Here is a 13595-nt window from a genome sequence, read left to right as displayed (position 1 = left end):
CGGACGTACCGTCACCAGTGCGTGGGCCACACCACCTGGGCCGAGCCGATGCCGCGGCGGACCGGTTCCGCCGCCGCCAGCCAGCGGCCGTCGCGCAGCCTCTCGACTCCGGTGGCCGCGCCGATCTCCGCGGGTGCCGTCGAGAAGCCCTGGCCGCGGGCCCTGAGCGCCGCCGTCTCGGGCAGGTTCAGGAACTCCTGCTCGACCTGGGCCTGCGCCGAGTTCCGCTGCGACGCGCGCGGCGCCGCGATGGCGTCCTCCAGCGAGAGGCCGCGGTCGATCCGGCCGGTCAGCACCTGCAGCACCGTCGTGATGATCGACGCCCCGCCCGGCGAACCCGTCGCGAAGAACGGGCGGCCGTCCTTGAGCACGATCGTCGGCGCCATCGACGAGCGCGGCCGCTTGCCGGGGCCGGGCAGGTTCGGGTCGGGCACCCCCGGCGTCACCGGGGTGAACGAGAAGTCGGTCAGCTCGTTGTTGAGCAGGAACCCGCGGCCCGGCACGACGATCCCGCTGCCGCCCTCCTGCTCGATCGTCAGCGTGTAGGCGACGACGTTGCCCCACTTGTCGGCGACCGTGAGGTGGGTGGTGTTCTCGCCCTCGTACGGTGTCGGGGCGCCGGTGGTCCCCGCCTGACACGGGGTCGGGTGCTTCGGGTCGGCCGGGGCGACCGGGCTGGTCGCGGCCTTGTCCTTCGAGATCAGGCAGGCCCGCGAGTCGGCGAAGCGCTGGCTCAGCAGCTGCTTGGCCGGGACGTCGATCACGGCCGGGTCGCCGATCCAGCGGTTGCGGTCGGCGAAGGCGAACCGCGTCGACTCCAGGAAGTACTGCAGGTAGTCGGCCTTGCTCGCGTGCTTGAGGTCGTAGTTCTCGAGGATGTTGAGCGCCTCGCCGACGGTCAGCCCGCCCGACGACGGCGCCGGCATGCCGTAGACGTCCAGCCCGCGGTACTCGGCGTGGGTCGGCGTGCGCTCGATCGCCCGGTAGTCGGCGATGTCCCGGGCGGTCAGCTTGCCGGGCCGCACGTTCAGCGTCGAGGCGGGATCCTTCGGCGGATTCTGCACGGTCTTCGCGATGTCCGCGCCGATCGGGCCCCGGTACAGCGCGTCGACGCCGCCGCGCTCCAGCTGCGCGTACGTCGCGGCGAGGTCCGGGTTCCGGAAGACGGTGCCGGGCGCGGGCGGCGCGCCGTCCGGCAGGTACAGCGAGCGCGTCGACGGGAACGCGGCGAACCGCGCGGCGTTGTTCGCGATCTGCGTCTGGAACGTCGGGTCGACGACGAATCCCTTGCGCGCCAGGTTCTCCGCGGGCTTCAGGGTCTTCGCCAGCGACCGCGTCCCCCACTTGCGGAGGGCCTCGGACCACGTCGCGGGCGTGCCGGGGACGCCGACGCTCAGCCCGCTCGTGACGGCGTCGTTGAACGGCAGCGGCTGGCCGTTCTCGACGAAGAGGTTCGCGTCGGCGGACTTCGGCGCGGTCTCGCGGCCGTCCAAGGTGTGGACGCGGCCGGTCCTGGCGTCGTAGTAGACGAAGAACCCGCCCCCGCCGACCCCGGCGGAGAACGGGTCGGTGACCCCGAGCGCGGCGGCGACGGCGACGGCCGCGTCGACGGCGTTCCCGCCGTCGCGCAGGACCTGGGTGCCGATCGCGGTGGCGTCGGCGTCGATGCTGGCCACGGCGCCGCCGAAGCCGGTGGCGACCGGTGTCTTCGGGGTGGGCGTGGCGGCGGTGGCGGGTCCGGTCGCGACGGTCGTGAGGAGCGCGGCCGTGGCGGCGATGACGAGGGTTCGGCGACTCCGGAGCGCGGGCATGCGGGCGAGTCTGCCCCCTGCGCCAGGCCGCTTCAAGCGCCAAAGGGACCCCGGAATCCCTTTCGTCCGGTCCGTTGCCGATTCACGGGCTCGGCCGCAGCGGGAAATTGAATCACATGGAGCAGTGACATCGCCTACGAAGATGTAACAGACTCATGCCGCGCGGCCCTGCACAGCCGCGCACAGCGAGGGCAACCCGAAAGGAACGCACGATGACAGCACAACGACGGGGGTGGCGACGCCTGTTCGGCGCCGCACTCGCGGTCTCGACCTCCCTGCTGGTCGTGACCGCCACCGGCGCGAACGCGGCGCCGGGCCTCCCGGACCAGGACGCCACCGGCAACCACGAGATGGGCGCCGCGATCCGCGCCCACGACGGCGTCGGCGTCGCCCCGGCCGGCTTGGCCCCGGCGTCGGTGGACGCGAGCGTCCCCGGCATCGACGTCAGCTCGTACCAGGGCAACGTCAACTGGGCGTCGTACTGGAGCGCGGGCAAGAAGTTCGCCTACGTCAAGGCGACCGAGGGCACCGGCTACGTCAACGCGTACTTCAGCCAGCAGTACACCGGTTCCTACAACGTCGGCATGATCCACGGCGCCTACCACTACGGCCGCCCGGACTTGGCGGGCGGCGCGGCCCAGGCCGACTACTTCGTCGCCCACGGCGGCGGCTGGTCGAAGGACGGCAGGACGCTGCCGGGCACACTCGACATCGAGTGGGGCCCGAACAACGCGTGTTATGGAAAGACCGCGGCGCAGATGGTCGCGTGGATCAAGGCCTTCAGCGACGAGTACCACAAGAAGACCACCCGCTGGCCGGTCATCTACACGGCGACGAGCTGGTGGAGCCAGTGCACCGGCAACACGGGCGACTTCAGCTCGACGAACCCGCTGTGGGTGGCCCGGTATGCGTCGTCGGTGGGGACGCTGCCGTACAAGTGGGGCTTCTATACGTTCTGGCAGTACAGCTCCACGCCGCTCGACCAGGACCAGTTCAGCGCGGACATCTCGCGCTTGAAGGTCCTGGCCACCGGCTGACACCCGGGTCGGGAGCACGCCACGCGCCGGGCGTGCTCCCGTTCGGAGCCTTCTCCGGGACAAACACCTGGATCCCATTGTGCATACGGCACGTGAGCGGTATATCACCTTTCGTGACACGTGGATTTCGCGCACTCCTCGGAGAGAGCCGGTGGAGCTCATTGCTGGAGTCCGGCGCCAACCGCGTATACCCACCCGGGAGTCGCGTCTTCCGGCAAGGGGAACCCGGGTCAACCGTCCTCGCGCTCATCTCCGGCCGGGTGAAGGTGCTCGGCGGAGAACGTGACGGCGGGCAGCTGCTGATCACCTTGCGCGGTGCCGGCGATCTCATCGGCGAAGTCGCCGCGCGGCGACTGTCAGCGCGGACGGCCACCGTCGAAACGATCGATACGTGCACGGTCCGCGTGCTCTCCGGCGATCGATTCAACGCCTTCCTCAGCGAACACGACGGACACTCGGTCCTGACCGACTATCTGGTGACGAAGCTTTCCCAGACGGTCCCGTACCAAGTCGAACTCGTGCACTTCAGTCCCGAACGGAAGATCGCGCGGCTGCTGCTCGAAGTCGTGGCTCTCGCCGACCGAGCCGCTACGAACCCGGATCAGGTGCCGTTCTCCCAGCAGGACATCGCCGAAGCCTTGGGGCTCGCCCGCAGCACCGTCGCGCTTCACCTCCAGCACCTCCGCAAACTCGGCGCGCTACGGCCTGGGCGACGACTCGAGGTATCGAATCTCGAAACGCTGAAGACTTCCGCAGGAGTGTGACGCGCGCCACTTTCAGACTGTCCGGCGCCGGACAACCCCGCCTCCCGTTTGTCGGCACCCTCGTGTTCGCAGCCCGACTACGAGGAGTTCGCCGTGACGCCAGCAGCCGCAGAACTACCGCCCTACCGAGCCCTGCTCGCCGTCGACATCCGCGACTTCAGCGGTGTACTGGCCAAGGACCACGCCCGGATCACCGACGCGATACCCACGATCCTCTGTTCGGCGTTCCAGCGTTGCGGGCTCAGCGAGATCTGGCACCGACAGCGATTCGGTTTCGGCACCGGCGACGGCTACGCGCTCGGCCTCCCGTCCACGATGCTCCCGTTCCTGCTGAACCCCTTCCTCGCGGCACTGCAGGAAGAACTCGTCTACCGCAGCGAAGTGCACGCCGACCCGGTCCCGCTGCGGATGCGCGTCAGCGTCCACATCGGACCGGTCACCGACTCGGGAGCCGATCTGCTCAGCGAAGGAAGCGGGACGGCGCGCATCGAAACGCACCGGCTGCTCGACGCCGGACCGGTCCGCGAGCTCCTCAACCGCTCCGGGCCGATGACCCGCGTGGCGGCCATCGTCTCGGAACAGGCGTACCACGACGCGGTGCTGTCGGGGTACGCCGCGGACGCGCCCGAGCACTACGTCCCCGCACCGGTCGAGGTCAAGAAGCACCGGGGCATCGGCTACCTCCGCGTGCCCTCCCCCAGCGGCGACCTGCTCCGCGACGGCTTCCTCCCGCGAGTCTCCGACCCGGCGGACACGGGGGCGGTGGCCCACGACCAGCAGAACGGCGAAGCAACTTCGACCGGCTCCGGACCGCAGAACACGGTCAACACCCACGGAGGGCCCGGGTTCCTCCACGGCGGCACCGGCGACCAGAACTACCACGCCCCCGCGCCCCGCGACGACCACCACCGGCCATGACCGCCCCGCGGAACACCGTCGACACCGGCGGTGGTCCGGGGTTCCTGCACGGCGGCTCCGGGGATCAGCACATCACCTTTTACGCAGCGGGATTCCGGCGCCGGCGCGCCGACCGGTTCGTGTCGGACGAACACATCGCCTGGCTCGCCGCGCGTTACGTCAGCCCGGAAGCGCCGCACGGACCGCTGTTCGGCGAGCACCGCACGATCGTCGTCACCGGCCCCGACGGTGCCGGGCGCCGGACTGCCGCGCTGATGGCCCTCACCGACAACGCGACCTTGGACGCCGGACGGCTCCGCGAACTGCCCGACCGCGCCGAGGACGACGAGCGTCCCCTCGACCCGGCCGAGATCAGGCCGGGCGAGCGGCTGTTGCTCGACTTGACTCGTACGGACGACCAGCACGTCCGCGACCTCCGCCGCGATCTGGAGGCTTTCCGGCATGCTGTCGACCATCAGGACGCCCGGTTCGCCGTCGTAGTCCGGGGTGAGCAACGCGCGCTGCTGCCCGAGTGGAACGCGGCCATGGTCAAGTCCATCGGGCGTCCGCCCGGCAGGGACGTATTCGAGGCCTGCCTGTCGGCGGAAGCCATCCCGCTGCCCACCACGTTCCAGGTACCCGACAACCTCGAGCCGTACTTGGCCGGGTCTCCGGTGCGAGAGGTGGCCGACCTCGCTTTCCTGACCGCCGAGGCGGCTCGACGCGGCGCCCGCGACACGCTCGCCGATTGGATGCGCGAAGCAGTCGCGGCCCATGTCGGGCGCGGGCACCAAGCCGCTTTGCTGTTCCGCGAACACCAGGATCCCACGCTGCGCGCGTTGCTGGTGGTCGCGGCGTTCCTTCCCGGGGCGTCCCTGGACGACATGGTGGCAGCCGAAAGCGCCTTCACGACGATCGTGAAACCTCCTCGAGAGGAACGGCACAGCCTCGGTGGCAGCTACCTCGCGGAGCGAATGGAGAAGGTCAAGCTCCACGTGGACGGGCGCAGGGATGTCGCGTTCACGGAGCTGGCTCTGGACAAGGCGGTCCGAGCGCACTTCTGGACGTACTTCCCCGATCTGCGCGGCCAGGTGTCCGATTGGGTAGCGCATGTGGCGCCCCGGCTCGACATGGGATCCGCCACGGGCCTCGTTGAATACTTCGCCGAGCATGCCCTGGCGACCGGACCGATCGAGCCCCTGTATGCACTGGCTCGTCGCTGGTCGGAGGGCGCCGGTCCGAAACCCCTCGCGCTCCAGGTGCTCGACGCCGGCTTGCGCGACGACACCCGGGCGCCGGAGTTCCGGCGGTTCGTCTACGACTGGGCGCGGAAATCCCATACACCGGCCGGATTCGCCACGGTGATGATCGAAGCGTGCACCGTGACGATCGCCCCGGCACGGCCGATCCAGGCGATGGTGCGGCTGCACTACTTCACCCGCAGCGACGACGCGTCGGTGCGAGACCTCGCGCGCGAACGCCTGCTCGAACTGGTCTACCGGCGAAACTTCGAACGTTGGCTGATCCACCGATTGGCCACTGTCGTTCCGCATCCGCCCGACCGGGCGATCCTGCTGGGACTGCGCGTCCCCGGCTGGGTGGCAGCGGGTGACAGAACGAGAAACCACCTGCTGTCGCTCTGGCGGCCCTTGATGGCCGAAGGCATCGGAACGCTGCCCGAGGAGCCGGTCCGGGCCTGGCTTGCCGAACACCCACTTCTGCTCGTCGAGGCCTGCGACCAACAAGTTCGCTTGCTCAGCCGGCTCTACGCGTTCGCTCGCGACCAGGTTCGGACCGCGGACGAAGAGTCCCGCGAAGCCCGTCTGCGCAGTGCACTCGCCCTCCAGCACCACATCGACACTCGAATGACCGCTGCACGCCGAGGAGAAGCATGAACAAGAACACCACCGGTGCGATCGCCGTCATTGCCGGCGCTCTGCTCGTGCCGCTGGGCGCCGGCCTCGCCGCCGACTGGCCTTTGTGGCTGACCATAGTGCTGATGACGGGCGCGCTCGTCATCACGCTGCTCGTGCTGCGCGGTTGGTACGACCACCGCGAGCAAGCGGAGCTCCGCGCCGAAACCGAGTACCGGCGGCAGATGGCAGCTCAACAAGCGCCCCCGCCACCGCCGCCTCCGGCCCCTGTGGCGCCACCGAGTCACGAGGTATCCTCCGGATCGCTGCCCAGTTCGCTGGACGGCATCCCGTTCAGGTTCGGCTGCACAGTGCACTGGGGCCCGGCCACTGCCCGGCCATTCGACAGCCACACCGACCAGGCTGCGATAGCCGCGGCAGCGGTGGTGCAGCGAGCCCAGCAGATCAGCCGAATGCACCACCCGGAAGACGACACCGTCCTCCATGCACTGGCGGCTTCGCTCGGGCAGCCCGCCACCAGTCCCGACGGGCTGCTGTCCGTCTGGGCGACCGACGTGAAGGCCGGTGTCGGCCAAGAGCATCGCGAACATCTCCGGACACTGGACGCGCTGCGCCGGCAGCAGCAGGTGCAGGAGCGGCAGATCGAGCACCAGCGGATGATGCGTGCCTATCTGGGCGACGAGGTGCTGACCAGCGTCGGCAGCACCGTGGTGTGGTGGCTCGCGCGCACCGACGAGAACGTGCGCGAGACGGTCGACCTCATCGGAACCTTGGCGCGGTTGTCCGCGGCCGCCAACAATGCCGAGGTGGACGAGCTGTTCCGGCACCTGCTGCCGGAACACCTGCGTGAGCCGGCCCCTGCACCGGCGTTCTTCACGCCGCCGTTCAGCCCGCCAGAACCGGCTTTCACGGTCGAAGACGCCGAGCAGATGACCGAACCCCCGGCCGTCCACGCCGATCTGCTGCCTGATCCCGAGGACGCCGACAACGGCTTGTTCGGGCACCAGCTCGCCGATCTCGTCGAACAGCACGGCCACTCCGACAAGGCGCAGCGGGTACGCGAGAGCTACCGGACGATCGACGCGGACGAACCGGAGAATGGAACCAACTCATCGCACGCCCAAGGCGCTTTCTTCGACGGCGATCCGGACGCGAACGAGAACCGGGACTGGGGCGCCGGTGGCTAAATGAGTTCCATCGGGTCCAGCTGGATGCGGATCGGTTCTGTGGCCTTTCGCGCGTCGCGCCGGGCTGCGGCTGCGTGGATTGCCGTGGCCAAGGCTTTGCCTTCGCTGCGGGAGACCCGGACCAGCGCTCGCTCTCGCTCCGCGTTGCCCTCCTCGTCCACCTCGCCCAGCGGGACCGGGCCCAAGACTTCGCCGGAGGGAGGTAACGGGAGGTCGTCCAGGACGCCTGCCACCGCGTCCGGGGTGCCCTCGACGCTGGCCATGCGCATTGCCGGGGGGAAGCCCAGTTCCCGGCGCTCGGCCAGTTCCTGCGATGCGTGCCATGCCGGGTCCCAGCGGACCAGGGCCTGGACCACCGCCATGCCCGCCTCGGCTCCGACTATGATCCGGCCGCCCTGGGCAGAAGGGCGGACCAAGGCCGCCGCGGCCATCCAGCGGCGGAGGGTTTCCTCGCCTGCTCGGAGGTCCTGGCGGCCCAGCAATGCCCAGCCGTCCAGCAGCAATGCCGCGCCGTAGCCGCCTTCGGCCACCGGTTCCGCTCCTGGTGTGCACACCACCAGTGCGGGTTTGCCCGGCACCGAAGCGAGCACCTCGGACGCGCCCGACGTGCGGACCGGGATGCCGGGGAACGCCCGGCCCAGTTCCTCCGCCGTGCGCTTCGCGCCGACGATCACCGCTCGCAGGCGGACCGAACCGCACGCCGAGCAGCGGAACGCCGTTTCCGGGACGCCGCACCAGCGGCACGCGGGCGGTTTCGGCTGGCCGTCGATCGAACCTCCCGGCAACGCCAACGGGCCGGCGCAGCGGCGGCAGTGGGCCGATGTGCGGCAGTTTCCGCAGGCCAGGCCCGGTACGTAGCCGCGCCTCGGGACCTGGATCAGCGTCGGGACGCCCGCCGCGAACGCCTGGCGGGCCGCTTCGAACGCGACGGCCGGGAGGCGGGCGACGCGGGCCGCTTCGTCGCGGGCGACGTCGAAGTCCTCGCCGACCGGGGTGACGCGGGGGGCCGCCGCGCGCAGGTCCGTGCGGTCCGCCAGGACCGGGGCCGCCCAGCCCGACTCGACGAGCAGCTGCGCCTCGGCCGTCCGGGCGAAACCGCCCACCAGCAGGGACGCCTTCGCCGTGTGCGCGCGGTCCATCAGCACGTCGCGGACGTGCGGGTACGGCGCGTGCTGGTCCAGGTGCAGGTCGTCGCCGTCGTCCCAGACCACGAACAGGCCGGGCTCGGCGACCGGCGCGAACATCGCCGCCCGCGTACCGACCACCACCCGCACCGCGCCGCGCAGCACCGCGAGCCAGCGCCGGTACCGCTCGGCGGGGCCGAGCCCGGCGATCAGCGCGACCACGCCATCGGAGCCCACGAGCGACGCGCACGCCTCGTGCACCCGCGTCAGGTCGCGGTGGTCCGGCACGACCAGCACGGCGCCGTGCCCGGCCGCGGCGGCGGTCGCCGCGGCCTCGGCCAGCCGGCGCGGCCAGTCTTCGCCCGGCAGGGCCTGCCAGACGGCGTTCGCGGGCTTCCCCTCGGCCAGCGCCTCCAGGAACGCCGGGCCACGCTGGTAACGCGCCCAGGCCGTGCTGTCGGGCGCCTCCGGGAACGCGGCTGCCGGGGCGGGCGGCTCGCCTTCGACTTTCGCGTGCCGTGGCGGGATCGCGAGCCGCAGGACGTCCGAGAGCGTGCCGCCGTAGCGGTCGGCCACCGCGCGGCAGAGGGCGTGCAACGACGGCGTCAGCACCGGCTCGGCGGAGGTGACGCGGTCGAGGAAGGCCAGTTTGCTGCCGTAGTCGGTCGTTTCGGCGCGTTCGACGAGGTAGCCGTCGACCAGCTGCCCGGCGAACCGGACGCGGACCCGGCAGCCCGGTACCGCGGTCTCGTGCAGCTTCTCCGGCACGCGGTAGTCGAAGGTGCGGTCGAGGTGGGCCAGTGGGATGTCGACGACGATCCGCGCCACGGACCGTTCGGGCGCGGGCTGCTGGGCGCCCTTCGCCTTCTCCCCCGGCTTCAGCGCCTTGGCCGGCTTCTTCCGGGCACGCGACGGCACCGCGGCTTTCGCGGCGGCGGGCGGCGGCCCCTCGGGGAGCTCCCAGAGGGCGGCGGGCTCGGAACTGCTCACCCGGAGATCTCTACCAGACCCCACTGACAGACTCCGACAGCCCCGACGCCAGAACGCCGTGAAGGGCACCTTCAGGGGTTATCTGTCCCTGAAGGTGCCCTTCACGGCACTACGGATCAGGCTCCCGCGGCCGACTTCAGGTCCGCGGCGCGGGCGGTGCTCTCCCACGGCAGGCCCAGTTCCGGACGGCCGAAGTGGCCGTACGCGGCGGTCGGGGCGTAGATCGGGCGCAGCAGGTCCAGATCGCGGATGATCGCGGCCGGACGCAGGTCGAAGACCTCGGTGATGGCCTGCTGGATCTTCGACGGGTCCACCGTCTCCGTCCCGAACGTCTCCACGAACAGACCCACCGGCGCCGCCTTGCCGATCGCGTACGCCACCTGCACCTCAGTGCGCGTTGCCAGCCCGGCGGCGACGACGTTCTTCGCCACCCAGCGCATCGCGTACGCGGCGGAACGGTCGACCTTCGACGGGTCCTTGCCCGAGAACGCGCCACCACCGTGACGGGCCATGCCGCCGTAGGTGTCGACGATGATCTTGCGGCCGGTCAGGCCGGCGTCACCCATCGGACCACCGATGACGAAGCGGCCGGTCGGGTTGACCAGCAGCCGCGCGCTGGAGGTGTCGATGCCCAGGTCTTCGAGCTCCGGGCCGACGACGTGCTCCTTGACGTCGACGCTGAGCATTTTGTCCAGGTCGATGCCGTCGGCGTGCTGCGAGGACACGACCACGGTGTCGAGCCGCACCGGCTGGTCACCGGCGTACTCGATGGTCACCTGGGTCTTGCCGTCGGGACGCAGGTACGGCAGCACACCGTCCTTGCGGACCGCGGTCAGCCGCTTCGACAGCCGGTGCGCCAGCGCGATCGGCAGCGGCATCAGCTCCGGGGTGTCGGAGCAGGCGTACCCGAACATCAGGCCCTGGTCACCCGCACCCTGGCGGTTGATCTCGTCCTCATCCGACTCGACCCGCGACTCGTACGCGGTGTCGACGCCCTGGGCGATGTCGGCCGACTGCGACCCGATCGCCACGTTGACGCCACACGAGTTGCCGTCGAACCCCTTCGCCGACGAGTCGTACCCGATCCGCAGGATCACATCCCGCACGATCGTCGGGATGTCGGCGTAGGCCTCGGTCGTCACCTCACCGGCGACGTGAACCTGACCGGTGGTGATCAGAGTCTCGACCGCCACGCGGCTGCGCGGGTCCTTCGACAGCAGCCCGTCCAGGATCGAGTCGCTGATGGCGTCGCAAATCTTGTCGGGGTGCCCTTCGGTCACCGACTCCGAGGTGAACAATCTGCTGCTAGACGCGGTCACGGTGGCCGTCACTTCCTCACCTTGTCGTCGGATGCCCCGAAACTTAGGCACCCCTTACCTGTGCAAGCGTACTGACTATCGCTCGGGGGACAGTCAATGCTTCATGAAGCCCACCACAGCGTCCCACAGGGTGGACGCGAGCTCCGACTTCTGAGCCAGAGGTATAGGGATTTCCGTGCCGTCGGCGGCCAGCAGCCAGCCCGAGTTGTCCTCGGTGCCGAACGCCTTGCCGTCACCGACCGCGTTGACCACCAGCAGGTCGGCGCCCTTGCGCTTGAGCTTCACGCGGGCGTGGTCGAGGACGCTGCCGTGCTCGTCACCGGTCTCGGCGGCGAAGCCGACGACGACCTGCCCGCGGCGCCGGTTCCGCACCAGCTCGGCGAGGATGTCGGCGTTGCGGTCCAGGGTGATGACCGGGTCCGGCCGGTCGTCGGACTTCTTGATCTTGACCTCGGCCCGGTTCGCCGGCCGGAAGTCGGCGACGGCGGCGGCCATCACGACGACGTCGGCCGAAGCGGCCGCCTCGTGCACCGCGACCCGCATCTCCTCGGCGGTCGACACGTGCTTCACGGCGCTCCCCGCCGGGTCCGGCAGCGCGACCGTGTGCGCCGCGACCAGGGTGACCTCGGCGCCGCGCTGCGCGGCGACGCGGGCCAGCGCGTAGCCCTGCTTGCCGGACGAGCGGTTGCCCAGGTAGCGGACCGGGTCCAGCGGCTCCCGCGTCCCACCGGCTGAGACGACGACGCGGACGCCCTCGAGGTCGCGCGGCAGGGCGCCGGGTTTGGCCAGCAGCAGCCGGGCGAGATCGACGATTTCGGCGGGGTTCGCCAGCCGGCCCTTGCCGGTGTCGACGCCGGTCAGCCGGCCGGAGTCGGGCTCGGCGACCACCAGGCCGCGGGACCGCAGCAGCGCGACGTTGTCGCGGGTCGCCGGGTGCTCCCACATCTCGGTGTGCATCGCCGGGAAGAAGGCGATCGGGCACCGGGCGGTGAGCAGGGTGTTCGTCAGCAGGTCGTCCGCGATGCCGTGGGCGGCCTTCGCGAGCAGGTTCGCGGTGGCCGGGACGACGATGACGAGGTCGGCCTCCTTGCCGACGCGGACGTGCTGCACCTCGGGCACCTCGGTGAACACGCCGGTGTGCACCGGGTGGCCGGAGAGGGCTTCGAAGGTGGCCGCGCCGACGAAGTTCAGCGCGGCTTCGGTGGGTACCACGCGGACGTCGTGACCGGATTCGGTCAGTCCGCGCAGGACCTCACAGGCCTTGTAGGCGGCGATGCCGCCGCCCACGCCCAGGACGACGCGGGGGTTACTCACCCTCGGTGTGCTCGAGCAGGCCACCGTGGATCTCGCGCAGCGCGATCGAGAGCGGCTTCTCGCGCGGGCCCGGCTCGACGAGCGGGCCGACGTACTCGAGCAGGCCCTCGCCCAGCTGGGCGTAGTAGTCGTTGATCTGGCGGGCACGCTTGGCCGAGTAGATCACCAGCGCGTACTTCGAGCTGACCTTCTCGAGGAGGTCGTCGATCGGCGGGTTGGTGATGCCCTCGAGCTCTTCGTGCAGGGTCGCCTGAGTCGTCACTCGTGGTGCTCCGAATCCTCTGGTCTACCGGCGGCAAACTGCGCACCGGTAATCAAGCTTAGCAAGTGCTCAGCGGCCTCTCGCACGTCGGCGTTGACGAGGCGCTCGTCGAACTCCCCGGCGGCGGCCAGCTCACGCTCCGCTTCCGCCAGCCGGGTCTGCACCGCGGCCTCGCTCTCGGTGCCGCGCCCGGTGAGCCGGCCGACCAGTTCCTCCCACGACGGCGGCATCAGCATCACGAGCCGGGCCTCCGGCATCGCCACGCGGACCTGACGGGCCCCCTGGAGTTCGATCTCCAGGATCGCCGGCCGGCCGTCGGCGAGCGCCTTCTCGACGGGCTCGCGCGGGGTGCCGTAGCAGTTGCCCGCGAACTCGGCCCATTCCAGCAGCCGGCCCTCGGCGACCATCGCGTCGAATTCGACGCGATCGACGAAGTGGTAGTGCGCCCCGTCGATCTCGCCGGGACGCGGCTTGCGCGTGGTGACCGAAACGCTGAAGTAGATGTCGGGCTCCAGCTTCCGCAGTTCGCCCACCACACTCGACTTCCCGACCCCGGACGGCCCCGATACGACGGTGAGCCGGTGCCGGGGGATGTCCCCCGCCACCGGCTCACTGCCGCGGTCGGCGTCCCGGCTCACCGGGTAGTCACGACCGGCGCCGTTCACTCGCCGCTGAACTCGGCCAGCAGCGCCTTGCGCTGCCGGTCGCCGAGGCCGCGGAGACGACGGCTGGGGGCGATCTCCAGTCGTTCCATGGTCTGCTGAGCGCGGACCTTGCCGACGCCCGGAAGGGCCTCGAGCAGAGCCGAAACCTTCATCTTGCCGAGGACTTCGTTCTCCTCGGCCTGCTTCAGCACGTCGACCAGAGTGGTACCGCCCCGCTTCAGCCGCTCCTTCAGCTCAGCACGGATCTTGCGAGCAGCGGCGGCCTTCTCCAGCGCCGCAGCGCGCTGTTCCTCTGTCAGCTGGGGAAGTGCCACGTTTTCCTCCGGTAGTTCTCAAATCTGGGTGGGTGAC

The 13595-nt window shown here is 70.4% G+C and carries 12 protein-coding genes; 5 read left to right on the top strand and 7 right to left on the bottom strand.

Annotated features, from left to right (window positions below):
- Positions 1-11: 11 nt before the first annotated feature.
- Positions 12-1811 carry a gamma-glutamyltransferase gene (gene ggt, locus MUY22_RS27060; protein ID WP_247049151.1) on the bottom strand — a complete coding sequence of 600 codons (1800 nt, stop codon included), beginning with the start codon at positions 1809-1811 and terminating at the stop codon, positions 12-14.
- Between the two features lie 212 nt (positions 1812-2023).
- On the opposite strand from ggt, the gene MUY22_RS27055 reads away from it, so the two are divergent.
- The 5 genes from MUY22_RS27055 to MUY22_RS27035 all read left to right on the top strand — a co-directional run bounded on the left by MUY22_RS27055 (position 2024) and on the right by MUY22_RS27035 (position 7570).
- On the top strand, positions 2024-2848 hold the full coding sequence (locus tag MUY22_RS27055) for a GH25 family lysozyme (RefSeq protein ID WP_247049150.1): 825 nt from the start codon (positions 2024-2026) through the stop codon (positions 2846-2848).
- Complete coding sequence (locus MUY22_RS27050; RefSeq protein WP_371827688.1) at positions 2749-3612, top strand: Crp/Fnr family transcriptional regulator; 864 nt, start codon at positions 2749-2751, stop codon at positions 3610-3612. The genes MUY22_RS27055 and MUY22_RS27050 overlap by 100 nt, the downstream gene beginning before the upstream one ends.
- Before the next feature lie 93 nt (positions 3613-3705).
- Positions 3706-4530 carry a hypothetical protein gene (locus tag MUY22_RS27045; protein WP_247049148.1) on the top strand — a complete coding sequence of 275 codons (825 nt, stop codon included), beginning with the start codon at positions 3706-3708 and terminating at the stop codon, positions 4528-4530.
- Positions 4527-6404: a hypothetical protein gene (locus tag MUY22_RS27040; protein ID WP_247049147.1), complete on the top strand. Its 1878-nt coding sequence runs from the start codon at positions 4527-4529 to the stop codon at positions 6402-6404. The genes MUY22_RS27045 and MUY22_RS27040 overlap by 4 nt, the downstream gene beginning before the upstream one ends.
- Positions 6401-7570: a hypothetical protein gene (locus tag MUY22_RS27035; protein ID WP_247049146.1), complete on the top strand. Its 1170-nt coding sequence runs from the start codon at positions 6401-6403 to the stop codon at positions 7568-7570. The genes MUY22_RS27040 and MUY22_RS27035 overlap by 4 nt, the downstream gene beginning before the upstream one ends.
- Here the strand turns inward: MUY22_RS27035 and MUY22_RS27030 are convergent.
- The 6 genes from MUY22_RS27030 to mihF all read right to left on the bottom strand — a co-directional run bounded on the left by MUY22_RS27030 (position 7567) and on the right by mihF (position 13558).
- Positions 7567-9684, bottom strand: a complete 2118-nt coding sequence (locus tag MUY22_RS27030) for a primosomal protein N' (protein WP_247049145.1) — start codon at positions 9682-9684, stop codon at positions 7567-7569. The two genes, MUY22_RS27035 and MUY22_RS27030, sit on opposite strands and share 4 nt — an antisense overlap.
- 116 nt (positions 9685-9800) lie before the next feature.
- Positions 9801-11003 (bottom strand): methionine adenosyltransferase, encoded by a 1203-nt coding sequence (gene metK / locus MUY22_RS27025; RefSeq protein ID WP_247064149.1) that lies wholly within the window; start codon positions 11001-11003, stop codon positions 9801-9803.
- A gap of 93 nt (positions 11004-11096) precedes the next feature.
- The gene (gene coaBC / locus MUY22_RS27020; protein WP_247049144.1) at positions 11097-12317 is read right to left on the bottom strand and encodes a bifunctional phosphopantothenoylcysteine decarboxylase/phosphopantothenate--cysteine ligase CoaBC; all 1221 of its coding nucleotides are present in this window, start codon (positions 12315-12317) and stop codon (positions 11097-11099) included.
- Positions 12310-12579, bottom strand: coding sequence for a DNA-directed RNA polymerase subunit omega (gene rpoZ / locus MUY22_RS27015; protein ID WP_005152353.1), 270 nt, complete (start codon positions 12577-12579; stop codon positions 12310-12312). The genes coaBC and rpoZ overlap by 8 nt, the downstream gene beginning before the upstream one ends.
- Positions 12576-13244 carry a guanylate kinase gene (gene gmk, locus MUY22_RS27010; protein ID WP_247049143.1) on the bottom strand — a complete coding sequence of 223 codons (669 nt, stop codon included), beginning with the start codon at positions 13242-13244 and terminating at the stop codon, positions 12576-12578. Before gmk ends, rpoZ begins: the two co-directional genes overlap by 4 nt.
- Complete coding sequence (gene mihF / locus MUY22_RS27005) at positions 13241-13558, bottom strand: integration host factor, actinobacterial type (RefSeq protein WP_013224622.1); 318 nt, start codon at positions 13556-13558, stop codon at positions 13241-13243. Before mihF ends, gmk begins: the two co-directional genes overlap by 4 nt.
- Positions 13559-13595: the final 37 nt, after the last annotated feature.

The organism is Amycolatopsis sp. WQ 127309, from assembly GCF_023023025.1.
Classification (GTDB): Bacteria; Actinomycetota; Actinomycetes; order Mycobacteriales; family Pseudonocardiaceae; genus Amycolatopsis.
The sequence above is the reverse complement of the archived record's forward strand: the minus strand, read 5'-3'. Positions and strand labels throughout refer to the sequence as shown.